Here is a 22339-nt window from a genome sequence, read left to right as displayed (position 1 = left end):
GCAAGGCGGGTTGCTCGTGGGGGGAGTGGTCGGCGCGTAGCGCCGGGCCCCTCATCGAGACGACTCGTCGTGGGCCCTGCGGGCGGGTGAGGGCCCGGGTCGGGTCACCTCGATCGCGCCGCGCTCGTGAGTTGCCGTTTTGTGGGGTTGAGCGGCCCTGTGGGGCCCCCAAAATGGCAACTGACTGAGGCGGGTGGCTCGTGGGGGGAGTGGTCGGCACGCAGCGCCGGGCCTCTCATCGAGACGACTCGTCGTGGGCCCTGCGGGCGGGCGGGGGCCCAGATCGGGTCACCTCGATCGGAGCGCGCTCGTGAGTTGCCATTTTGGGGGGTTGAGCGGCCTTGTGGGGCCCCCAAATCGGCAACTGACTGAGGCGGGTGGCTCGTGGGGGGAGTGGTCGGCGCGCAGCGCCGGGCCCTCGTCGAGACGACTCGTCGTGGGCCCTGCGGGCGGGCGGGGGTCCAGATCGGGTCACCTCGATCGGTTCCCGCTCGTGAGTTGCCGTTTTGAGGGGTTGAGCGGCGTCGTGGGGCCCCCAAAGTGGCAACTCAGCAAGGCGGGTGGCTCGTGGGGGGAGTGGTCGGCGCGCAGCGCCGGGCCCTCGTCGAGACGACTCGTCGTGGGCCCTGCGGGCGGGCGACGGCCCAGATCGAGTCACCTCGATCAGGCCGCGCCGCGCTCAGCCGCGCCGCGCTCAGCCGCGCAGCGCCGCACGCAGCGTGCGCACGATCTGCGCCCGCGCGGCGCGCCCGGCGCGCGTCGGCAGCAGCGGGAACACGTGCAGCTCGCCGACCCCCTCGCGCCAGTCGAGCGCGACCCCCGCGGCGGCCGCCCGTGACCGCAGCAGGTGGGCGTCGGGGTTGAGCACGTCGCGCGTCCCGGTGAAGACCGTCAGGGGCGGGAGCCCCGCGAGCTCCCCGGCCAGCGGGCTCACCACGGGGTCGAGCAGGTCGAGCGAGCCGCGCCAGTGCTCCGCGAGCACGCGCCCGCCGGGCGTGCCGAGCCAGGGGTCGGTCGGCTGCACGAGGGGGATGCGCGGGTTGCTCCACGTGAGGTCGAGCGCCGGCGAGATCATCAGCACGTGCGCCACGTCGACGCCCTGGTCGCGCAGCGACTGCGCCGCGGAGAGGGCGATCTGGCCGCCCGCCGAGTCCCCCGCGAGCACCACCGGGCCGACGGCCGAGGTGACCAGGTCGGTGATGCCGACCCGCGCCTCCTCGGCGGTGCCGAAGGGCACGAGCGGGTAGATCGGCAGCAGCACGGTGGTGCCGACCTCGGCCGCGACCTGGGCGGCGAGGTGCCAGTGCTGCGACACGATCTCGCCGACCCAGCCGCCGCCGTGGGCGTAGACGACGGTGCCGGCGGAGGCTCCGTCGCGGCGCGAGACGCGGTAGACCGGCCAGCCGCCGCGCTGCTCGACGTCGACGCGCACGTCCGAGCGCAGCGTCGCGGGCGGCCCGTACGGCGCGGGCCGCAGCGACCGCTCGCGGATGCGGCGCCGGGCCCCGGCCTCGGTCGTGAAGGTGCGGTTCGCCCGCGTCAGCCGCAGGAAGACGGGGGCCAGCGCCCGCGGCAGCACCAGCCGCGTGGCGAGCGGCTCGTGCACGGAGCGGACGGGGGGAGTCGCGGGTCGAGACCCGGCACCGCCCCCGGCCCCGGCACCACCAGACCCCGCACCGGCACCGCGAGACCCCGCCCCCCGCCCCGCGGCACGACGACGGACGGACGACAGCACCCGGCTCAGCTCCACGACGCGGACGCTACTCGGCCGACGGTGCGGGGTAGCTGTAGAAGCCCTCGCCGCTCTCGCGCCCGGTGGCCCCGCGGTCGAGGTAGTCGCGCTGGATCATCTCGGCGAACGCGCGCCCCTCCGGCCCGCCGGCGACGGAGACGGCGTGCACGGTGCGGAGCCCCACGACGTCCATGATCTGGAACGGCCCGAAGGGCGCCCCGGTGCCGATGCGCCAGGTCGTGTCGACGGTCTCGGGGTCGGCGACGCCCTTCACGAGCAGCGCCGAGGCCGCGTTCAGCAGCGGCACCAGCAGCGAGTTGAGCACGTAGCCGGGCTGCTCCTTCTTCAGCTCGATCGGCACCATGCCCATGCCGCGGGCGAACTCGACGACGGCGCGGAACACCTCGGGCGAGGTGGCCGGCGTGCCCATCACCTCGGCGGTGTTGTTGACCCAGATCAGGTTGGCGAAGTGCAGCGCGAGGAACTTCTCGGGCCGTCCGGTCGCGTCGACGAGGTCGCTCGGCAGCAGCGTCGACGAGTTCGTGGCGAGCACGGTGCGCTCGGGCAGCAGCGGCGCGAGCCGGGCGTAGAGGTCGCGCTTGAGCTCGAGGCTCTCCGGCACGGCCTCGACCACGAGGTCGGCGTCGGCGACGGCCTCGGCCAGGTCGGTGCTGAAGGTCACGCGACGGAGCGCCTCCCGCGTGGTCTCCTCCGTGGCGCCGCGCAGCCCCTGCGGCGTGAGGTACGTCGCGGCGAGGCCCTCGAACCGGGCCCGCGCGACGGCGATCTGCTCGTCGCCGATGTCGTACGCGACGACGTCGCTGCCGGTGTACGCCGCCTGGAAGGCGATCTGCGCGCCCAGCACGCCGGTGCCGAGCACGGTCACGCGCGAGAGCGGGGTCGCCGAGGCGGGGTCGGAGGCGGTGGCGGCGTCGGAATCGTGGGAGGCGGTGGCCGGGTCGAGGGGGGAGGTCATGGTCGGTCCTTCGGTCGGGTCGGTCGGGTGGTGGTCGGGGGAGTGGTCATCGGGGCGGGAACCGGCGCGGGCGCGGGCCCGGGCCCGCGCGCCCGCCCGCCCGCCGAGCCGAACGTCAGCCCGTCACCGCGGACGCGGCCGAGCCGGAACAGCACGAGGTCGCGCAGGTAGTCCTGGTGCAGCCGCCACGGCGTCCGCGCACCCTGCCGCGGCATGAGGTGCACGCCGCGCGCGACGTAGCCCGAGCGCAGGTCGATGAGGGGCGTGAGCTCGCCGAGGCCCCGCGACCCGGTCGGGGCGGTGGGCACGACGCGCGACTCGCCCCGCGACTCCATCGATCGCAGCACGCGCTCGACGAAGGCGACGACGAGGTCGATCTTGAGGGTCCACGACGCGTTCGTGTAGCCGATGGCGAAGGCCATGTTCGGCACGCCGTCGAGCATCGCGCCCTTGTAGGTCACGTGCTCGGCGGGGTCGACCTCGCGGCCGTCGACGGTCATCCGGACCCCGCCGAAGAGCTGCAGCGTGAGGCCGGTCGCGGTGACGACGACGTCGGCGGGCAGCTCCTCGCCCGAGGTGAGCTGCACGCCGCGCGGCGTGAAGCCCGCGATCGTGTCGGTGACGACCCGTGCCGACCCCTCCCGGATCGCCCGGAACAGGTCGCCGTCGGGCACGACGCAGAGCCGCTCGTCCCACGGGTCGTAGCGCGGCACGAAGTGGCGGTCGACGTCGAAGCCCTCCGGCAGGCGGGCGGCCACGCGTTCGCGGAGGATCCGCCCGGTGCGCTCGGGCGCTCGCCGGCTGAACCGGTAGGTGACGAGGCCGGTCGCGATGCCGCGCCAGCGCGAGACCCGGGCGGAGGCGCGGAGCCCGATGCGTCGCGCCCGCGGCAGCAGGCGACGGTCGCGGCTCGGGAGCGCCGCGACCCAGGTGGGCGAGCGCTGCAGCATGGTCACCCGGGCGCCCCCGGCCGCGAGCGCCGGCACGAGGGTCATCGCCGTCGCGCCGCTGCCGATCACGACGACGTCGCGGCCGGCGGTCTCGAGGCCCTCGGGCCACTGCTGCGGGTGCACGAACTCGCCCTCGTAGGCGGCCTCGCCGGGCAGCTCGGGGCGGTGGCCCCGGTCGTAGCGGTAGTAGCCGGAGGCGAGGAAGAGGAAGGAGGTGGTGAGGGTGGTGGTCGTGACGGCCCCGTCGTGCGTGCCGGGGTCGCGGGGTGCGTCGGGCCCGCCGGAGTCGCGGGTCGGGTCGGCGGCGCCGGTCTCGACCCGCAGGGTCCAGCGGTCGTCGTCGGACGACCAGTCGGCGCCGACGACGCGGTGCCGGTACCGCACGAGCTGCTCGACGCCGGTCTCGGCCGCCGTGTCGCGGACGTACTGCAGGATGGCCGCGCCCGGCGCGATCGACCGCTCGTCGACCCAGGGCCGGAACGAGTAGCCGAGCGTCGCCATGTCGCTGTCGGAGCGGACGCCGGGGTAGCGGAAGAGGTCCCAGGTGCCGCCGCTGACCGCGCGGGCCTCGAGCACGGCGATGCTCCGGCCGGGGAACGCCGCGCGCAGCCGGGCGGCGGCGCCGACGCCGGAGAGGCCGGCCCCGACGACCACGACGTCGAGGTGCTCGACGGGGCCGGTCGGGCCGTCGGCGGAGCTCGCCGGGGCGGACGTCGTCGTCTCATCGGTCATGCGTCCACTGTATCGACACAGTGTCGAGAGTGTCGACGGTGTGTCCGCCGAGCGCTGCGGGACGGTACCATCGGCGCATGCCCCGTGACCTCGACGCCGTCGCCGCGACTCCCGGGGGCCGGGGTCGGCGGGCGGCCCGGGTGTCGGGCGACGAGCGCGAGCAGGCGATCCTCACGACGGCCGACCGGCTGCTCGGCGAGAAGGACTTCTCGGCGCTGACGATCGACGACCTCGCCCGCGGGGCGGGCATCTCGCGGCCGACGTTCTACTTCTACTTCGCGTCGAAGCGCAGCGTGCTGCTGGCGCTGCTCGACCGGGTCGCGCACGAGGCGTCGCGGCGGTCGGCCGAGGTGTTCGTCGGGCTCGCCGACGACCCCGCCGCGACCTGGCGACGCGCGATCTCGGCCTTCTTCGAGACGTTCGCGGCGCACCCCGGCGTCGTCGCCGCCGTGGTCGGCGCGCGCGGCACCGACGCCGAGATCGTCGCCCAGTGGTCGCGGCTGCTGCAGGGCTGGATCGACGAGACGGCCCGCGCGATCGGGGCCGAGCGCGCCCGCGGCGCCGCCGTCGCCGGGCCCGAGCCGCGCGTGCTCGCGACCAGCCTCAACCTGCTCAACGAGCGCGTGATCATGGCTGCGCTCACCGAGCCCAGCCTGCCCGGGGCGGCCGTCGACCCCGTCGACACCCTGCTGCACGTCTGGCTGAGCAGCATCTACGGCGCCGCCGCGCGCTGAGCGCCGCCCCTGCCGCTGAGCGCTGAGCGCCGAGCGCCAGCACCGTCGCCTGCCCGGCCGGCCAGGTGAACGGCGGGCGACCCGGCTGCGCGGCAGAACCACCGACTGATCAAAGAACCACGATCTGACGTGGTTCTTTGATCAGTCGGTGGTTCTCGCGGGTGCGAGGACGGCCGGGCGGGGGACCGGCGGGGCGGCGGGGCGGGTCTCCTCCGGGAGTCAGCCGCCCACGACGGCGCCGAGGCCGAGGCGCGGCCAGAGCCAGCGCAGGCCGGCAGCGAGGCCCACGGAGGCGGTGTGCCAGTCGTGCCCGCTGCCGGGCACCGTGAGACGGGTCACGTCGATGCCCGCCCCCTGCGCCGCCGCCGAGACGACGGGCTGCACGGGCCCGTAACGCGAGTCGTCGGCCCCCACGGCGAAGAAGCCGCCGAGGTCGGCGTACCGACCGTGCGCCCGCATCACCGCTACCGGCTGGGCGGCGTCGTACGCGGCGCGCGAGCCGTCGAACCCGCGGGCGATCGTGCGGTCGACGCCGCCGTCGAGCAGCGGACCGAGCTGCCCGCTCACGTCGACGAAGGAGCCGAAGACGTCGGGGTGCCCGGTCGCCAGCTGCACCGAGCAGGTGCCGCCCTGCGAGAAGCCGGCGATCGCCCACGCGGCGGGGGAGCGCTGCACGTCGAGGTGGGCCGTGACCCAGGCGGGCACGTCCCGGGTGAGCCAGGTCGCGCTGTCGCCGAGCTCGCCGTCGACGCACATCGGGTTCGAGGTCGGCCGGCCGAGCTGGTCGGGCATCACGACGATCGGCGCGAGCCCGTCGTGCTGCGCCGCCAGGGCGTCGAGCTGGTCGTCGAGGTGCCCGGCGTCGACGAGGTTCTCGGGGGCGGCGCCCGGCCCCTGGCCGGAGAGCGCCACGACGACCGGCAGCGCGGGCGGGTCGGCGGTCAGCGCGGCCGGCGGCAGCCACACCAGGGCGGGCCGGGCCCGGAAGTGCGAGTCGGTCGCCGGGATCACCACGCTGCCGAGCCGGCCGTGCCGGGGCAGCTCGGCGGGCGGGGTCCACTCCGCCGGGAGGGTGCCGGAGGCGGTGGTCGCGTCGCCCGCCGACACCCCGTGCTGGGCGGGCGGCAGCGTGAGCGGCGCGACGTGCGACACCCCGAGCAGCGCCCCCACGGTCGGGAACAGCCCGGCGTCACGGTTGACGGCGAGGCCCGTCGAGAGGGCGAAGACGACGACTCCGAGCCCGGCCACGACGCGACGCCCGGCCCCGCCGCGCACGGCGGCGACGACCGCCACGGCCAGGCCCGCGCCGAGGGCGGAGACCCAGGCCCGGTCGACCCAGGTCGGAGGCACGTCGAGGGCGGCCTGCACGTCGCCGACCCACCACGACACCAGGGCGCCCGCACCGGCACCGACCGCGGCGGCGACGCCGACCGCCGTCCACCAGCGCCGGGGGCGGGGGCGGGTGCGAGATCGGAGGCGGGGACGCAGGCGGCCCGCCGCCCGGGTCCGGAGGTGCGGTCGGAGCCCGGCCGAGTTCCGCCCGGGCCGCGCGTCCCGCCGCCCGACCCGGTCGCCCGGCGGGCGCACGAGCCACACGGCCAGCCCGAGCGCCAGGGCGTACACCGGCGCCAGGGTGAGGACGGAGACGAGGGAGAACGACACCGCGGGGCCTTCCGGACGAGCCCCGCCGGAGGTCGGGCGTCGACGGGTCGCGGGGCGGGCACACCCTAGGGAGCGATCCCATGACGCAGCCGTCAGCGCGACGGGACCCGCAGGGCGCCCGGCCCGCACCTCCCGTCCGGCCCGCGCCTCCCGTCCGGCCCGCGCCTCCCGTCCGGCCCGCGCCTCCTGCCCGGCCCGCGCCTCCTGCCCGGCCCGCGCCTCCGCGCCTCCCCGCCTGCTGCTCCCGCCTACTGCACCGCCGCGGTCAGCCTCGCGACGTTGTCGACGACCTGGATCGCCGCCGGCCGCGTCAGCCACTCGTCGAGGTGGACCTCGCGCGACTTCGAGCGGTAGTCGTCCTCGACGGCGCGCAGGCGCTCGACGAAGTGGGCACCGCGCACGAGCAGCGACACCTCGAAGTTGAGGCTGAACGAGCGCATGTCCATGTTGCTCGAGCCGACGACGGCCACGTCGTCGTCGACGGTGAAGTGCTTCGAGTGCAGCACGATCGGCTTCTCGTAGAGGAAGATCCGGACGCCCGAGCGCAGCAGCGTCTCGTAGTACGACCGCTGGGCGTGGTAGACGAGGAACTGGTCGGCCACCTCGCAGGCGAACAGCTGCACGTCGACGCCGCGCTCGGCGGCCGTGGTGATCGCGTAGAGCATCGAGTCGTCGGGCACGAAGTAGGGGCTCGCGATGATGAGCTTCTCCTGCGCGCCGTAGACGAGCGCGTTGAACAGCCGCAGGTTGTTCTCGCCGTCGAACCCGGGCCCGCTCGGCACGACCTGGCACTCGATCGCGTCGGGGCCGGTGCGGCGCTCGACGGGGGCCTCGAGGTCGTCGACGACCGGCAGCTCGTCGGTCTCGGAGTACCAGTCGGTGAGGAAGAGCGCGTTGAGGCCGACGGCACCCGGCCCGTCGAGCCGCACCATCAGGTCCTTCCACTGCAGGCCGCGCTTGATGTTGCCGCGCTTGTTGTAGCTCGGGTCGGTCATGTTCTGCGAGCCCGTGAAGGCGACGTCGCCGTCGACGACGACGATCTTGCGGTGGTTGCGCAGGTCGGGGCGCCGCCACATGCCCTTGGTCGGGTGGAACGGCAGCATCTCCTCGAAGTTCAGCCCCGCCTCGCGCAGCCACCGGCGCGTGACGCGGCCCTGCGGGTTGCGGATCGTCGCCCAGTGGTCGTAGAGCACCCGCACCTGGACGCCGCGGTCGTGGGCCCGCTTCAGCGCGTCGAAGAACGGGAAGGTCGTCTCGTCGCGCGTGAAGATGTAGAACTCGACGTGCACGTAGCGCTCGGCCTCGTCGACGGCGGCCGTCATCGCCTCGATCGACGCGCGGTAGTCGGGCAGCAGCTCGGCCGTGTTGCCCGGGCTGAGGGGCATCGAGCCGAGGGTGCGGTTGAGCTTCACGACGCTGCCGAACCACGGCGGCTCGGTCTCGACCGTCGCGGCCTTCGTGTCGAGGCCGGCGGTGCCGTCGAGGATGCGCTGGTTGATCTCGCGCTGCTTCTCACGCCGATCGCGGGGCAGCTTCGACGAGCCGATCAGCCCGAAGAGCAGGCTGCCCGGGATGGGCGCGACGAAGATCGCGGTCAGCCACGCCATCGCCGAGCTCGGCTTGCGGTTGCGCGGCACGGCCGCCACCGACACCACGCGGATCACGATGTCCACGACGAGCACCACGGTGGGGAGTGCCTTCAGCACGGAGCGCCATCTCATGGGCTGATCCTGTCAGGTGGTGCCTGACCGCGCCTCCCCGGGTCTCGCCCCTGTGGGGTACGGGCTCCTGGGGAGGGACGGCGGCCCCGCCCAGCCCACCGCCAGCCCCGCCCAGCCCACCGCGGCCGCCCTCAGATCACCGTCAGCTGCGCCCGCGCCGCCTCGATCGTCGCGAGCACCGACCGTGCGTCGGCGAGCGAGTGCAGCGGCGAGTCGGTGACGCCCTCCGCGACGAAGCCCGCGACCGCCGTGGCCTCGTAGGCGAGCCCGCGGCGGCCGGTCGGCACGGCGGGGTCGCTCCAGACGGCGGTGCCCTCGTCGGTCGCGAGCTCGAAGGAGGCGGGGAAGACCAGGTTCTCGAGCGTCCGCAGCGAGCCGGCCGAGCCGCTGATCGTCCCCCGCCCGGGCGAGGTCGCCAGCAGGCTGGTCGCTGCCGTCGCCAGCACTCCCCGGTCGCTGCGGGTGACGATCGCGGCCTCAAGGTCGACCCCGTCGGCGCGGGTGGTGCCCGAGGCGCGCACCTCGACCGGGTGCCCGCCGGCGAACTGCGTGAACCACGCGGCGTACACGCCGATGTCGAGCAGGGCGCCGCCGCCGAGGGCCGGGTCGGTCATGCGGCCGGGAGCGGTGAGGTCGTTCGCCCAGGCGACCTCGGCGGTCGCGAGCCGCACGTCGCCGATCGCGCCGTCGGCCAGCAGCTGGGCCATGACGGTCATGTGGGGGAGGTAGCGGGTCCACAGCGCCTCGGCCGCGAAGACGCCCGCCGCCCGGGCCGCGGCCGCGATCTCGTCGGCCTCGGCGCTGCTCACGGCCATCGGCTTCTCGATCAGCACCGGCTTGCCGGCGGAGATCGCGAGCAGGGCGTCGGGCCGGTGCCGGGTGTGCGGGGTGGCGACGTAGACCACGTCGACGTCGGGGGAGGCGACCATCGCGGCGGCGTCGTCGTGGCCGCGCTCGACGCCGTGACGGCGGGCGAAGGCGTCGGCGCGCTCCTGGCTGCGGGAGGCGATCGCGACGACGCGCTGGTCGGTGAGCGAGTGCAGGGCGTCGGTGAAGTCGCCGGCGATCTCGCCGGCGCCGATGACGCCCCAGCGCAGGGCGGGGCCCCCGCGCAGCGCTGCGGCGGAGGAGGAGGGGAAGGTGAGGGTCATGCCCCCATGCTGGCCCCGCCGCGGCACGACGCGCCACGCCGCGGCACGCTGCGCCCCGGCGGCGTCGAGATGCCTCGTCCTGGGCCCTCCGCGCCCGCCGGGGCCCACCTAGGGGCATCCGGATGTGCGCGGGGTAGCGTCGGGGCCTCAGCACCGCGAACGAGAGGCGACGACATGAGCGAACCAGACAGGCCCCGCGACTCCCTCCGCGCCGCAGCGCGCCGGGCGCTGTCGGCCCTCGACGAGAGCGGCGTCGTCTCGCCCGACGACCGCGCCGCCCTCCGCGACCTCGCCGCGAAGGCGGGCGAGAAGGTCCGCGAGAGCGCCGCGACCGGGCGCGACGCCGCTGACCGTGCCGCCCGCCTCGTCGACGGCGCCGCCGCCACCGGGCGCGACGCGGCCGAGCACGCCCGCGGCCTGCTGCACGACGCCGCCGAGGAGGGCCGCGACCTCGCCGCCGCCGCCGAGCGCATCGTCGCCGACGTGACGCAGGCGAGCCGCGACGTCACCGAGACGGCCGCCGACTCCCTCCGCGACGCGACGAACCGGCTCGCCCTCGCGGGCCGCCGTCAGGAGCGCGTCCTCCTCGCCGTCGGCGGCAGCGTCACGGTCGCCGTCCTGGCGCTCGCGGTCGCGATCGGCCGCCGCCGGGGCTGAGCCGCTCCAGGCGGCGTGGGCCGAGCGCACCACCCCACCACACGCCGGAGGCGCGGTGCCCGTCGACCGGGCACCGCGCCTCCCGCGCGGGGTCACCGTGTGGCCCCGTGGTCGCTCAGTACGCGACGTTGATGTGCTCGCGGCCGTGCGCCGGGGTCTCGACCTCGTCGACGATCGCGAGGGCGAAGTCGGCCCCGCTGATCGCGGAGTTCCCCTCGGCGTCGTAGACGGCGACGTCGCCGCCGACGCGGTAGCGGCCGAGCGCCTCGCCGGGTGCGTAGGCGCCGAAGAGCATGGCGGGCGAGACGAAGGTCCAGTCGAGGCCCTCGGGGCGGTCGAGCAGCTCGAGCAGCACGGCGTGCATCTGGAGGGCCTCGGCGGCGAACTCGGGCGGCAGCTGGCCGGTGTCGGCCTGGCGCTCGGCGCCCTCCTCGAGGCGGAGCGAGCTGAAGCCGCCGACGACGACGAGGCGGGCGCCGTGCTCGGCGGCCAGGGTCGCGATCTCGCGGTCGGCCTCGACGATCTGGCCGTCGAGCTCGCCGCGGGGCGAGAGGGAGGAGACGACGACGTCGGCCCCGGCGACCGCACGGGCGCGGACGTCGGCGTCGAGCACCGACCCGGTCTCGTAGCGCACGCCCTCGACCTGCTGCTCGGGCACGGAGCGGCTGACCGAGGTCACCTCGTGGCCGCGGCGCGCGGCCTCGGCGACGATCGCGCTGCCGGCGTAGCCGGTTCCTCCGAAGACGGTGATGCGGGTCATGTGGTTCTCCTTCTGTCGCGGTGGGGCGGTACGGGGCTACGCTACGTCCATTGGTATCCATCGGGAAGTAGGCACTTTTTGGTAACCATCGATCCGGCCACGCGCGAGCTCAGCGAGTCGACGAGCGAGACCAGCGGGCTCGACGCCTCGTCGTACGAGCTCGACCCCTACCAGGCGGGCTGCCCGACGCGGCGGGTGCTCGACCGCATCGGCGACCGCTGGACGGTGCTGGTCGTCGGCACCCTCGACGACGGCCCGCGGCGCTTCTCGGAGATCCGCCGGGTGGTCGACGGCATCTCGCAGAAGATGCTCACGCAGACGCTGCGCGGGCTCGAGCGCGACGGCCTGGTCTCGCGCACCGTCTACGCCGAGGTGCCGCCGCGCGTCGAGTACGAGCTGACGGAGGCGGGCCAGACGCTCCGGGCCCCGCTCAAGGCCCTCGAGCGCTGGTCGATCGAGCACTTCGGCGACGTCAGCGACTCGCAGCGGGAGTACGACAGCCGGGCCTGAGTGCGGGCGCGTCACCCGCGGTGGGTATGCTCCGCGCGTGACCGCCGCCCCGCCTCCCTCGGCCTCGCCCTCGTCGTCCGCGCCCGGGGGCCTGCAGCGGCGGCTCGGCCTCGGCGCCGCCGTCGTGATCGGGCTCGGCTCCATGATCGGCGCAGGAGTCTTCTCGGCCTTCGCCCCCGCCGCGGCGGCGGCCGGCGACCTGCTGCTCGTGAGCCTGCTGATCGCCGGGGTCGTCGCGTTCTGCAACGCGACGTCGACGGCGCAGCTCGCGGCCCAGCACCCGACCTCGGGCGGCGCCTACGCGTTCGGCCGCGAGCGGCTCGGCGAGTGGCCCGGGTTCGTCGCGGGCTGGGGCTTCGTCGTCGGCAAGACGGCGAGCTGCGCCGCGATGGCGACCACCGCCGCGGTCGCGCTGGTGCCCGACCCGTGGACCCGCCCCGCCGCCCTCCTGCTCGTCGTCGCCGTGACCGTGCTGAACGCCGCGGGCATCACCCGGACCGCCGCGGCGACCGCGGTGATCGTGGCCGCGGTGCTGGCCGTGCTGGTGCTGGTGGTGGTCGTGGTCGGCAGCGCGCCTCCCGGGGTCGGGGCGGTCGTCGACGCGGCCTCCGGTGCTGGTGGTGCAGGCGGTGCGGGAGGCGCGGGTGCGGGACCGACGCCGGTCGCCGTCCTGCAGGGGGCCGGCCTGCTGTTCTTCGCCTTCGCCGGGTACGCCCGGATAGCGACCCTCGCGGAGGAGGTGCGGCGCCCGTCGGTGACGATCCCGCGGGCCGTCGTCATCGCGCTGTCGGCCGCGCTCGTCGTGTACGCGGCGGTGGCGCTTGTGCTGCTCCGTGCGCTCGGGTCGGCGGGGACGGCGGCGTCGCCGCGCCCCCTCGTCGACGCCGTCGAGGCGGCCGGCGCGGGGTGGCTGGCGCCGGTGGTCGCGGTCGCGACGGGGGTCGCGGCGAGCGGGGCCCTGCTCGCCCTGGTCGCGGGCATCGGGCGCACGAGCCTGGCGATGGCGCGCGAGGGCGACCTGCCCCGGGCGCTCGCCGTGGTCGACGCCCGGAGGGGTGTGCCCCTGCGCGCGGAGCTGGTGCTGGCCGCCGTCGTCGGCGTGCTCGTGCTGACCGTCGACCTGCGGGGCGTGATCGGGGCGTCGTCGTTCGGCGTGCTGGTCTACTACCTCGTGGCGAACCTCGCGGCGCTGACGCAGACGGGGGAGCACCGACGCTGGCCGCGCGTGCTGCCGGTGCTGGGGGCGGTCGCGTGCGTGGCTCTCGTGGTCACGCTGCCGCTCGCGTCGGTGCTCGCCGGGGCGGGGGTCTTCGCGGTGGGGGTGCTGGGTCGTCTCGTGGTGCTCCGTCGGAGGCGCGGGTCGCCGGGTGCCGGGCGCGGGTCTCGGACGACGGGGCTCTGAGGACGGTCCCGCTCCGCGCTGATCCACTCTGGAGTGGAGCGGCGTTCGGTAGGTGTGCCCTTCGAGCCAGGCTGCTCCACTCCGGAGTGGATCGAGCATTCTGGGGGGCGTCGTCCGGTCGCACGGACGATCCGGTCGCTGTCGCTGTCGCTGTCGCGGTCGCGGTCGCACCCACTGCCGACGCCCCCGACGCTCGACGACCACCCGCGCCCCGTCCCGCGCATCCCGCCCGTACCGCCCCGCCCGGATCAGACGCGCCGCGCGACCGCCTCGCTCCGCCAGCGCGCGTGCAGCGCCCACGGGTCGGGCTGCCCCTCGGCGAGGGCGCGCACGTGCGCGAGCAGCTCGCCGTCGGCGGTGAACCACTCCGTGCGTCCGTGCCGCTGGGCCGCGAACTGCTCGTGCCGCGCGCGCTCCACGGCGCGGTCGCCGCGCTCGAGCGCCAGCAGCTCGTCGTGCCAGATCGCGGCGAGGCGCTGACGGGGGTTCCCGGTCGTGCCGATCTTGATCCTGTCGCGGAAGCGCAGGTAGTACACGACGTCCACCCGGGGAGGCGCCAGCTCGCCGTCCGGGACGTCCCCCTGCCGCCACTCGCACACCGCGCAGAGCCAGGCGGAGGGCCAGCGCACCCCGAGTCGCGCTCCGCAGGCCGGGCACGGCGTGGGCAGCGCGTCCTCGACGCCGATGCCCGCGCCTCCCCGCTCCGCGTCGCCCCACCAGTCCGCGGCCAGCTCGAGGTGCCGCCGGCAGAGCGGCACGGGCGCACCCGGCTCGACGGCGTGCGGGCAGTCGCCGCCGCCGCTGCACGGCGGGGCGTCGGTCAGGTCCATCCCCGGACCGTACGGCCGACCACCGACGCCGCCCCCGCGGCAGCCCGTCCCGCGCGCTACCCCCGCACCAGCCTCCGCACGGCCTCCCGTACGATCTCGCGCTGCTCGTCCCGCCCCGTCGTCGCGGCCGGCGCCCCCTCCAGCCCGGGCAGCTGCACCCAGGCCGACGCGATCGAGAGCAGCACGGCGAACAGGTCGTCGCCGCCCCACGGCGTCGCGCGCACGGCGCCGACCCGGTCGAGCTGATCGATCGACGCGTCGCGGGTCTCCTGCAGCACGGCGAAGGAGGCCTGCCAGTCGTGCGTGTCCTCCAGGCGGGCCCAGCTGAGCAGCCGGTGGTTCTCGGGGTGCTCGGCCAGGTGGTCGAAGAGGGCGACGGCGAACTCCTCGGCGCTGGCGTAGGGCACGGCGGCGGCGGCGCCCAGCTCCGCGAACGAGAGGTTCAGCACCGTCGTGAACAGCGCCTCCTTGTCGCCGAAGTGGGCGTAGAGGCGCTCCTTGCTGCAGCCGGCCGCGGCCGAGATGCGGTCGACCCGGGCACCCGCGAGCCCGCGCGCCGAGAACTCCGCCGTCGCCGCCTCGAGGATGCGTCGTCGGGTCTCGTTCGCGTCGTGGGCCATGGCCGAGAACCTAGCCCACGGTGGCGCTCCAACCAAATGGTTGGTAGTGTTGCCCGGTCCTCATGCCGGGACCCGCCCTACCCAGGAGAACAGTGACCACCTCATCGACAGGCTCCGTCCCGACGACCGCGCCCTCCGCGTCGCCCACGCCGGGCTCCGCCCCCGCCCACCCGAGCCGCCGCTGGTGGGTGCTCGTCATCGTCGGCCTCGCCCAGCTCGTCGTCGTGCTCGACGGCACCATCGTCAACATCGCCCTGCCCCAGGCGCAGGCCGAGCTCGGCCTCACCGACGAGAACCGCCAGTGGGTCGTCACCGCGTACGCCCTCGCCTTCGGCGCGCTCCTCCTGCTCGGCGGCCGCATCGCCGACTTCTGGGGCCGCAAGCGCACCTTCATCGTCGGCATGGTCGGCTTCGGCGCGGCCTCGGCCTTCGGCGGCCTCGTCTCGACCGGCGAGCTGCTCGTCACCGCCCGCGCCCTGCAGGGCGTCTTCGCGGCCCTGCTCGCCCCCGCCGCCCTCGCCGTGCTCACGACGACCTTCGACCGCGGGCGCGAGCGCAACACCGCCTTCGCCGTCTTCGGCGCCATCTCCGGTGCCGGCGCCGCCGTCGGCCTCGTGCTCGGCGGCGTGCTGACCGAGTTCGTCAGCTGGCGCTGGTGCCTCCTCGTCAACGTGCCGATCGTAATTGTCGCCATCGTGGCGGCCGCGCTCGTCGTCCGCGAGAGCAAGGCCGAGGGCGACAACCGCCTCGACGTCGCCGGCACCGTGGTCGTGGCCCTCGGCCTCGCCTCGCTCGTCTACGGCTTCACGCAGGCGGAGGACGGCTGGGGCTCCGCCGTCGTCATCGGCTTCATCGCCCTCGGCGCGGGCCTGCTCGCCCTCTTCGTGCTGATCCAGAAGCGCTCCGACCACCCGCTGCTGCCGCTCGGCGTGCTGACGGACCGCGTCCGCGGCGGGGCCTTCCTCGTGCAGCTGATCGTCGGCAGCGTCATGATCGGCGCCCTGCTCTACCTCACCTTCCACCTGCAGATCGTGCTCGGCTTCGGCCCGCTCGAGGCCGGCCTCGCGACCCTGCCGATGACCCTCGTCATCATGGTGATGGCGCCGATCCTCACCAAGCTGCTGCCCGTGATCGGCCCGCGCGTGCTGATGATCGTCGGCCCGGTCATCGCGGCGGCCGGCCTCTTCTGGCTCTCGCTCGTGACGGTCGACGGCGCGTACGCCACGCACGTGCTGCCCCCGCTGATCGTGATGGGCGTCGGCCTCGCCGGCGTCTTCGTGCCGATGCAGAACCTCGCCCTCGCCGGCGTGGCCCCGCACGAGGCGGGCGCGGCCAGCGCCACCTCGAACGCCATGATGCAGATCGGCGGATCGATCGGCCTCGCGGTCTACACGAACCTCTACGCGTCGGCCGTGGCCGGCAGCGCCGCCGTCGGCCTCGGCAGCCTCGTCGACGGCTACTCGGCCGCGTTCGTCGCCGCCGGCGTCGCGACGCTCGTCGCCGCCGTCATCTCGTTCGTGATGATCCGCGGCTCAAAGGAGGACCTGCTCCCCTCCGGCCCCGTGGTGCACATGGGCTGAGCAGCCCGCAGCAGCCCCGAGGAGGCGCGGTGTCGGTCACTCCGGCACCGCGCCTCCCGCATGCCCCCGCCCCCGCCCCTGCCCCGCCGCCGCCGCACGACAGAACCACCGACTGATCAACGAACCACGTCAGATGGTGGTTCGTTGATCAGTCGGTGGTTCGCGAGGGGCGCAGGGCAGCGCGCGGGCGCAGGGCAGCGCGCGGGCGCAGGGCGGCGAGGGGGCGCAGGGCGGCGCGGGGGCGCAGGGCGGCGCGGGGAGGCGGCCTGCCCTGAGGGCGCTACTCCGCCTTCTCGGTCTGCCACTTCTCGGGCGCGCGGTCGCCGTTCGGGCGCACCGGGCGCACGTCGCCGACGATCGGGATCGCCCGCTTGCGGAGCGCCCAGAGGTAGCGCACGAAGAAGTGCGTCAGCGTCGACAGGCGGTTGCCGTTGCCGAGCAGGCTGGTGATGTGGACGAACACCCACAGCAGCCAGGCGACCGGCCCGGTCAGGGTGAAGCCGTTCGGCAGCTGCACGACGGCGGCGTTCGTGCCGACCGTCGCCATGGTGCCCTTGTCGTGGTACTTGAACTTCTCGAGGGGCTTGCCCGCGAGCATCCGCTGGATCTGCTCGCCGATGTGCTCGCCGCCCTGGATCGCCGGCTGCGCCAGCTGGGCGAGGGCGTCGTCGGTCGCGGCGATGTCGCCCGCGGCGAAGATGCGGTCGAGGCCCTTGACGGTGAGGTCGTCGTTGACCTGGATCCGCCCGCCGTGGGTCTGCGGCACGCCCCAGCCGGCCACCTCGGCGTGGGCGGCGACGCCGGTCGCCCAGATCACGAGCTCGGCGGGGATGAACTCGCCGTCGGCCGCGACGACGCCGTCGGGGCGGACCTCCTCGACGCCGGTGTCGAGGCGCAGGTCGACGCCGCGCTTGCGCAGCACCTTCGCGGCGTACTTGCGGAGGCGCGGCGAGAACGGCTTGAGCAGCTCGCCGCTGCGGTGCACGAGGGTGATCGTGATGCTCGAGGCGTCGATCTCGGGGTAGGCGTCCTTCAGGGCCTGGTCGCGCAGCTCGGCGAGCGAGCCCGCCATCTCGACGCCGGTCGCGCCGCCGCCGACGATGACGACCCGGACCTCGCCGCTGCCGACCGAGGCCGCGGCGTTCTCGAGCTGCGTGAAGAGCTCGTCGCGGATGCGGAGCGCCTGCGAGCGGGAGTACATCGAGTAGGCGTACTCGTACGCGCCCTTCGTGCCGAAGTAGCTGGTGTTGACGCCGTTCGCGAGAACGAGGGCGTCGTAGGCGATCTCTTCCCCGTCGCGCAGCGTGATGACGCGCTCGTCGGCCCGGACGGTCGTGAGCAGGCCGTGGCGGAACTCGGCGTTCGACTGCTTCGAGCGGAGGCTGCGGAGGAAGTACGTCACGTCGCCCGCGTTGAGGCCGCCCGTGGCGACCTGGTACATGAGCGGCTGGAACATGTTGTAGACGTGACGGTCGACGAGGGTGATGCGCACGTCGGCGTGGCGCAGCGCCCGCATGGCGGCGATGCCGGCGAAGCCTCCACCGACGATGACGATGTGGGGGCGACTGTCTTCAGCCATGAGTTGACTCCTGCGATGTGTGGTGCGAGCCGGTGGTCGCCCTTGACCCCGAGGATGGCCGGGATCGTGTCCCGTCCGGAGGACAGGCTACCCACTGAGCGAGCCTCAGGAGGCACGTGTCCGCGGGCCGCGGACAGCGACCGTGCCGCCGCGTAGGCTCGGCGCATCCGGGGGCACCCCCTCCGGCTCCGGCCACGACCTCGCCGGGCCCGCGCCGACCAGGCCGCGGGCGACCTCGACGGCGGGAGACGACGTGAAGGGCTACGTGCTCTACCGCCGCCCCGCGACCCCCGCGTCGGCCTTCCTGCGGCACGACCGCGAGGCCCGCGACCGACTGGCGCTCGTCACCTCGCTCGAGGAGCTCGTGCCCGTCGGCGCCGAGCTCGGCGGCCTCGTCATCGACGAGGGAGAAGCGTGGGAGGCGCGGGTCGAGCCCGTCCGCCCGGTCGAGGCCCAGCCCGAGGAGGGGCTCGCCCCGGTGATCCCGCTCTTCAGCCTGCCGCCCCGTCGCGACCGCGCCGCGCGCCCGGCGCGCGCCGCCCGCCGCTAGCGGGCGCAGCGCAGCCAGCGCAGCCCAGCTCAGCCCAGCTCCGCGCAGCTCAGCGCAGCGCAGCTCAGCTCGCCAGGGTCTCGCGCGGGTACTCGCCGAAGCGCTCCATGTACGACGCCGAGAACCGGCCGAGGTGCGCGAAGCCCCAGGTGCGGGCGACGGTCGCGACCGAGGTCGCGCCCGGGGCGGCCGACCGCAGCTCGTCGTGGGCGCGGTCGAGCCGCACCTGGCGGAGGTACGCCGTGGGGGCGAGGTCGAAGGTGCGCTGGAACCCCTCCTGCAGGGCCCGGAGACTGAGGTCGGCGGCCTTGGCGATGTCGGTCGACGTGATCGGCAGGTGCGCGTGGGCGTGCACGTACTCGACCGCCGTGCGCATGCGGGCGTTGCGCGGGGCCTGCAGCTGCGGCGGCAGGTCGGCGCTGCGGTACGGGTAGAGCTGCAGCAGGGCGACGGCCGCCAGCCGTGACATCTCGGAGGCGAGCAGCGGGCTGACCTCGGGGTCGGTGACCGTGCGCGAGACGAGGGCGAGGGTGTTCCACCAGGCGCGGATCGCGGCGGGCGTCGGGGTGGCCCGGCGGTCGAAGTGGAGGCGGCCGGGGGCGGCGCCCTCCCGCTCGGCGGCGACGCGCTCGAGGTCGGTGGTGCGGAAGTGCACGCACTTCTGCACGAAGTCGTCGAAGGCGAACGAGTAGTCGGTCTCGAGCGGCAGCAGCACCGGCATGCCGGAGGTGAACTCGGTCTCGTCACGGCCCTCGGTGAACGACCCCGTGCCCGACTGCATCCACGCGACCACGTACTCGTCGTGCGGAGCGAGCCCGCCACCGAGGTGCCCGGCGAACCGGGTCTCGCGGAGGGTCATCGCGGTGTCGCCGACGGCCGTGTGCCGGAAGGAGAACGGGCGGTCGCGGACGGGCCGGGCCTCGAAGCGGCCGGACGCGAAGGGGCCCTCGAGCGTCTCGCGCGCCGTGGTGAGGTCCGACGAGGTGAGCTCGAGCCTCACGGGGGTGTTCTCGAGGGCGCGCACTGGCTGAGTGTCGCACGAAGCGCTGTACCCCGAGGCCCGACGATGCGCGGGGTGGACAGACCGACCGTCCGGGCGCGGCCCCAGTGCAGGGGGAGGGGCCGAGGTGGGGGAGCGGCTCGGCGCGGGGGAGCGGGCTCAGCGCTCGTCGTCGTCCTGGTAGAGCGCGATGAGCATCGCGGCCGCCTGGCGGGCGTCGCGGGCCGGGGAGGTGGTGCGGGTCATCGCGGCCGAGACCTGGGCGCCCTCGGCCAGCAGGGCGATGCTCGAGCCGAGCTCGCGGGGCAGGCCGGCGTCGAGCGCGAGGTCGGTGACGAGGGCGACGAACGACTCCTTGTGTCGCTGGGCCATCTCGGCGATGCGCGTGTTGTTGCGGCCGAGCTCGCCGTAGGAGTTGATGAAGACGCAGCCCTGGAAGGAGTCCTCCGCGAACCACTCCTCGAGGTAGCCGAAGATGGCGAGCAGCTTGTCGCGCGAGTCGGGCACCTCGACCGTCGCGTCGGCGATGTGCTGCGACCAGCTGACGTGGCGGGCCTCGAGCACGACCTCGACGAGCCCCGACTTCGACTGGAAGAGGCGGCGGATCTCGTCGATCTCGACGCCGGAGGCGGTGGCCACCTCGAGCAGGCGCACCGACCGGATGCCCCGGGAGTTGAAGAGGTCGTCGGCGACGTCGACGACGTGGCGCCCGGTGACGTCGAGGGGCGGGGGCTTCACGGCGGCTGTGGTCATGGGCTCGGATCGGTCGGTGGGGTCTGGTCGGGACCTGCACGACACTAGTTGCACGATAGGCAGAACGAGCGGGAGTGGCCGCGCACGGCCGCGGTCGGCCCCCGGTTGTCCGGCATGCGCGGTGGGGCGGGGCCCGTGTTCGTGCGCCGTCGCCCGGGGCCCGGGGCGTCGCTCCCGTCCCCTAGCGTCAGCACCGTGACGGCCTACTCGAGCGACTCCGCGGTGCCCCGCGCCCACATCGGCGCGTACCCGAAGCGCCGTGCCGTGCCGGCGGCGGCCCCCGCCGACGTGCCCCCGGCCGTCGACGAGGCGCGCTACGCCGACTTCTTCGCCGACGGCGCCTCAGCCCTCGACCCCGGTGTCGCCGTGGGCGGCGCCGACGGGCTTCGACTCGGCTGAGCCGCGCTCGCGCAGGTAGATCGACAGCACGACCATGCTGCCGACCGCCAGGAACTCCGACTGCCAGTTCTGCAGGGTCCTGTTCCAGAAGTCGGCCGACGAGACGTAGCCCGCGAGGCCCGTGGGCGCCTCCAGGTCGAGCAGCTGCTGCTCGTCGTGGGCGACGTGGCCGGTGACGGCCTGGGCCGCCCACGAGGCGACGAAGATCGCCCCCATCACGAGCCCGAGCGAGTGGGAGGCGAGCCACAGCCGCCAGCCCGAGGCCGCGGCCCAGCGGGGCGAGCCGGGCAGGGCGTGCCCGCGCACGTGCTGCCGCTCGTCGCTCTGCGGGCCGACCTGGTCGAGCTCGCCCGACTCCGTCGAGCCGCGCTGCACGAGCCAGACCGTGGCGCCGATGAAGAGGACGAACTGCAGGTACTCCGACTGCCAGTTCTCGGCGACGTCGGCGGCGAAGCCCTCGCCGACCTCGCGGGGGCCGTCGGACGGGCCCGCGCAGCCGGACGCGAGCCCGGCGATCACGAGCGCGACGACGGCGACGAGGGCCGACGACAGCGGGCGCCGGGCCGGCGGGGCGGTGCGGTGCGGTGCGGACGAGGAGTGCACGACATGCCACCTGCCTAGACCGGCCCCGGCGGCGGGTCGAGCCCTCCCTCGGGATCGGGCACCGCGCCTCCCCGGGTGCTGGTGGGGGCGGCCGCGCCCCGCTCCCGGACGACGGCGGATCTCCGCGGCCCGGAGCCGGACACGGCCCGTCGGGAGGAGTTGCCTCGCCGTGTGGACTCCCTCCCCCTCTGGCTCCTGATCGTGATCTTCGTCGCCGCGGCGGCCGTGACCTGGGTCGCCGGCATCCAGCTCTCGAAGACGACCGACGTGCTCGACGACCGGCTGCACATCGGCAGCGCGCTCGGCGGGCTCGTCGTGCTGGCCGTCGCGACCAACCTCCCCGAGATCGCGATCACGGTCAGCGCGGCGCTGTCGGGCGACGTGTCGGTCGCGGTCGGCAACATCCTCGGCGGCATCGCGATCCAGACCGTGGTGCTCGTGGTGCTCGACGTCCTCGGCCGCCGGGGGAAGGGGGTCGCGCCCCTCACCTACCGGGCCGCGTCGCTCACGCTCGTGCTCGAGGCGGTCGTCGTGGTCGCCGTGCTCACGGTCGTCGTGGCCGGCAGCCAGCTGCCCGACGGGCTCGTGCTGCTGCGGCTCACGCCCGACGTGGTGCTGATCGCCGTGCTCTGGGTGGTCGGGCTGCTGCTGGTGCAGCGCGCCGGGAAGGGGCTGCCCTGGCACGAGGAGGGCCGGGCCCCCGACGCGTCGCCCCACACCACGGGGCACCGGCGTCGGAAGCCCGCCGAGCCGCACTCCCGCATGAGCACGACCCGCGCCTCCGTCGTCTTCGCCGTGTCGGCCCTCGCGACGCTCGCCGCCGGCGTCGTGCTCGAGCGGGCGGGCGACGCGGCGTCGTCGCAGCTGGGGCTGTCGGGGGTGCTCTTCGGCGCGACCGTGCTGGCGCTCGCCACGTCGCTGCCCGAGATCTCGACCGGCCTGCAGGCCGTTCGTCAGGGCGACGACAACCTCGCGATGAGCGACATCTTCGGCGGCAACGCCTTCCTGCCCGTGCTCTTCCTCGTCGCGACGTTCATCTCGGGCGAGGCGGTGCTGCCCGCCGCGCAGGCCTCCGACATCTACCTGACGGCGCTCGCGGCCCTGTTGACGCTGGTCTACGTGGTGGGCCTGCTCTTCCGCCCCCGGCGGCGGATCGCGGGCATGGGCGTCGACTCGCTGGTGGTGCTCGTGCTGTACCTCGTGGGGCTCGGCGGGCTGTTCGCCATCGCGAGCTGACAGCCGAGGGACGGCCCCGGCGCTGCCTCGGCACGGGCCGGCAGGAGTCGCGGTGCAGGCCCGCAGGTCACGGTCGGGTAACGAGACCAGTCGATCTCGGGAGGGGCGGCGAACCCTTGTCATCCCCACCGGGAACCACAGACAAGGAGCTGCATCGTGACCATCACGCGCAAGACCATCACCAAGACCGCCCTCGGCCTCG

21 protein-coding genes are annotated in these 22339 nt (G+C 74.9%); 8 read left to right on the top strand and 13 right to left on the bottom strand.

Annotated features, from left to right (window positions below; all coding sequences use genetic code 11):
- Positions 1-694: 694 nt before the first annotated feature.
- From IFT45_RS16120 to IFT45_RS16110, 3 genes are all read right to left on the bottom strand, one after another.
- Positions 695-1606, bottom strand: a complete 912-nt coding sequence (locus IFT45_RS16120; protein ID WP_200932003.1) for an alpha/beta hydrolase fold domain-containing protein — start codon at positions 1604-1606, stop codon at positions 695-697.
- A gap of 154 nt (positions 1607-1760) precedes the next feature.
- Positions 1761-2708, bottom strand: coding sequence for a 3-hydroxyacyl-CoA dehydrogenase (locus IFT45_RS16115; protein ID WP_082514626.1), 948 nt, complete (start codon positions 2706-2708; stop codon positions 1761-1763).
- On the bottom strand, positions 2705-4390 hold the full coding sequence (locus tag IFT45_RS16110; protein WP_192129411.1) for an NAD(P)/FAD-dependent oxidoreductase: 1686 nt from the start codon (positions 4388-4390) through the stop codon (positions 2705-2707). Before IFT45_RS16110 ends, IFT45_RS16115 begins: the two co-directional genes overlap by 4 nt.
- Before the next feature lie 77 nt (positions 4391-4467).
- Here IFT45_RS16110 and IFT45_RS16105 point away from each other — a divergent pair, with 77 nt between their 5' ends.
- Positions 4468-5124 carry a TetR/AcrR family transcriptional regulator gene (locus IFT45_RS16105; protein ID WP_192046894.1) on the top strand — a complete coding sequence of 219 codons (657 nt, stop codon included), beginning with the start codon at positions 4468-4470 and terminating at the stop codon, positions 5122-5124.
- 219 nt (positions 5125-5343) lie between these two features.
- Here IFT45_RS16105 and IFT45_RS17965 read toward each other — a convergent pair whose 3' ends face one another.
- The 3 genes from IFT45_RS17965 to IFT45_RS16090 all read right to left on the bottom strand — a co-directional run bounded on the left by IFT45_RS17965 (position 5344) and on the right by IFT45_RS16090 (position 9658).
- Positions 5344-6786, bottom strand: coding sequence for an alpha/beta hydrolase-fold protein (locus IFT45_RS17965; protein WP_192129409.1), 1443 nt, complete (start codon positions 6784-6786; stop codon positions 5344-5346).
- A gap of 248 nt (positions 6787-7034) precedes the next feature.
- Positions 7035-8507 (bottom strand): cardiolipin synthase, encoded by a 1473-nt coding sequence (gene cls / locus IFT45_RS16095; protein WP_192046896.1) that lies wholly within the window; start codon positions 8505-8507, stop codon positions 7035-7037.
- A gap of 131 nt (positions 8508-8638) precedes the next feature.
- Positions 8639-9658 carry a Gfo/Idh/MocA family protein gene (locus IFT45_RS16090; protein WP_192129408.1) on the bottom strand — a complete coding sequence of 340 codons (1020 nt, stop codon included), beginning with the start codon at positions 9656-9658 and terminating at the stop codon, positions 8639-8641.
- A gap of 174 nt (positions 9659-9832) precedes the next feature.
- Between IFT45_RS16090 and IFT45_RS16085 the strand changes: the two genes are divergently transcribed.
- On the top strand, positions 9833-10315 hold the full coding sequence (locus IFT45_RS16085) for a hypothetical protein (protein WP_056057729.1): 483 nt from the start codon (positions 9833-9835) through the stop codon (positions 10313-10315).
- A gap of 115 nt (positions 10316-10430) precedes the next feature.
- Here the strand turns inward: IFT45_RS16085 and IFT45_RS16080 are convergent, their stop codons facing one another.
- A complete protein-coding gene (locus IFT45_RS16080) occupies positions 10431-11075 on the bottom strand; it encodes an NAD(P)-dependent oxidoreductase (protein WP_185230531.1) in 645 nt (214 codons plus the stop codon).
- A gap of 195 nt (positions 11076-11270) precedes the next feature.
- Between IFT45_RS16080 and IFT45_RS16075 the strand changes: the two genes are divergently transcribed.
- Together IFT45_RS16075 and IFT45_RS16070 are read left to right on the top strand one after the other, a co-directional pair.
- Positions 11271-11585, top strand: a complete 315-nt coding sequence (locus tag IFT45_RS16075) for a helix-turn-helix domain-containing protein (RefSeq protein ID WP_056059166.1) — start codon at positions 11271-11273, stop codon at positions 11583-11585.
- Between the two features lie 37 nt (positions 11586-11622).
- Complete coding sequence (locus IFT45_RS16070; RefSeq protein WP_371811063.1) at positions 11623-12987, top strand: APC family permease; 1365 nt, start codon at positions 11623-11625, stop codon at positions 12985-12987.
- Between the two features lie 248 nt (positions 12988-13235).
- Here IFT45_RS16070 and IFT45_RS16065 read toward each other — a convergent pair whose 3' ends face one another.
- Complete coding sequence (locus IFT45_RS16065) at positions 13236-13817, bottom strand: GIY-YIG nuclease family protein (RefSeq protein ID WP_192129405.1); 582 nt, start codon at positions 13815-13817, stop codon at positions 13236-13238.
- A 56-nt stretch (positions 13818-13873) separates the two neighbouring features.
- On the bottom strand, positions 13874-14437 hold the full coding sequence (locus IFT45_RS16060) for a TetR family transcriptional regulator (RefSeq protein ID WP_185230527.1): 564 nt from the start codon (positions 14435-14437) through the stop codon (positions 13874-13876).
- A gap of 92 nt (positions 14438-14529) precedes the next feature.
- On the opposite strand from IFT45_RS16060, the gene IFT45_RS16055 reads away from it, so the two are divergent.
- Positions 14530-16017, top strand: coding sequence for an MFS transporter (locus IFT45_RS16055; RefSeq protein ID WP_371811062.1), 1488 nt, complete (start codon positions 14530-14532; stop codon positions 16015-16017).
- A gap of 280 nt (positions 16018-16297) precedes the next feature.
- Here IFT45_RS16055 and IFT45_RS16050 read toward each other — a convergent pair whose 3' ends face one another.
- A complete protein-coding gene (locus IFT45_RS16050; RefSeq protein ID WP_185230523.1) occupies positions 16298-17596 on the bottom strand; it encodes an NAD(P)/FAD-dependent oxidoreductase in 1299 nt (432 codons plus the stop codon).
- A gap of 253 nt (positions 17597-17849) precedes the next feature.
- Between IFT45_RS16050 and IFT45_RS16045 the strand changes: the two genes are divergently transcribed.
- Positions 17850-18146: a hypothetical protein gene (locus tag IFT45_RS16045; protein WP_056057715.1), complete on the top strand. Its 297-nt coding sequence runs from the start codon at positions 17850-17852 to the stop codon at positions 18144-18146.
- Between the two features lie 64 nt (positions 18147-18210).
- Here IFT45_RS16045 and IFT45_RS16040 read toward each other — a convergent pair whose 3' ends face one another.
- Together IFT45_RS16040 and IFT45_RS16035 are read right to left on the bottom strand one after the other, a co-directional pair.
- Entirely contained in the window at positions 18211-19170 is a 960-nt protein-coding gene (locus tag IFT45_RS16040; protein WP_192129401.1) for a helix-turn-helix transcriptional regulator, read from the bottom strand.
- Positions 19171-19305: 135 nt separating this feature from the next.
- The gene (locus IFT45_RS16035) at positions 19306-19899 is read right to left on the bottom strand and encodes a TetR/AcrR family transcriptional regulator (RefSeq protein WP_167260569.1); all 594 of its coding nucleotides are present in this window, start codon (positions 19897-19899) and stop codon (positions 19306-19308) included.
- A gap of 195 nt (positions 19900-20094) precedes the next feature.
- Here IFT45_RS16035 and IFT45_RS16030 point away from each other — a divergent pair, with 195 nt between their 5' ends.
- Entirely contained in the window at positions 20095-20298 is a 204-nt protein-coding gene (locus tag IFT45_RS16030; RefSeq protein WP_192129400.1) for a hypothetical protein, read from the top strand.
- Here the strand turns inward: IFT45_RS16030 and IFT45_RS16025 are convergent.
- Positions 20242-20901 (bottom strand): DUF6766 family protein, encoded by a 660-nt coding sequence (locus IFT45_RS16025; protein ID WP_371811061.1) that lies wholly within the window; start codon positions 20899-20901, stop codon positions 20242-20244. The genes IFT45_RS16030 and IFT45_RS16025 overlap by 57 nt on opposite strands.
- Before the next feature lie 171 nt (positions 20902-21072).
- On the opposite strand from IFT45_RS16025, the gene IFT45_RS16020 reads away from it, so the two are divergent.
- Entirely contained in the window at positions 21073-22137 is a 1065-nt protein-coding gene (locus IFT45_RS16020) for a sodium:calcium antiporter (RefSeq protein WP_192129399.1), read from the top strand.
- Positions 22138-22339 lie beyond the last annotated feature (202 nt).

The organism is Frigoribacterium sp. CFBP 13707 (assembly GCF_014842245.1).
Taxonomy (GTDB): domain Bacteria; phylum Actinomycetota; class Actinomycetes; order Actinomycetales; family Microbacteriaceae; genus Frigoribacterium; species Frigoribacterium endophyticum.
Note: the sequence above shows the minus strand (reverse complement) of the source record. Positions and strands in the feature narration are given on the sequence as shown.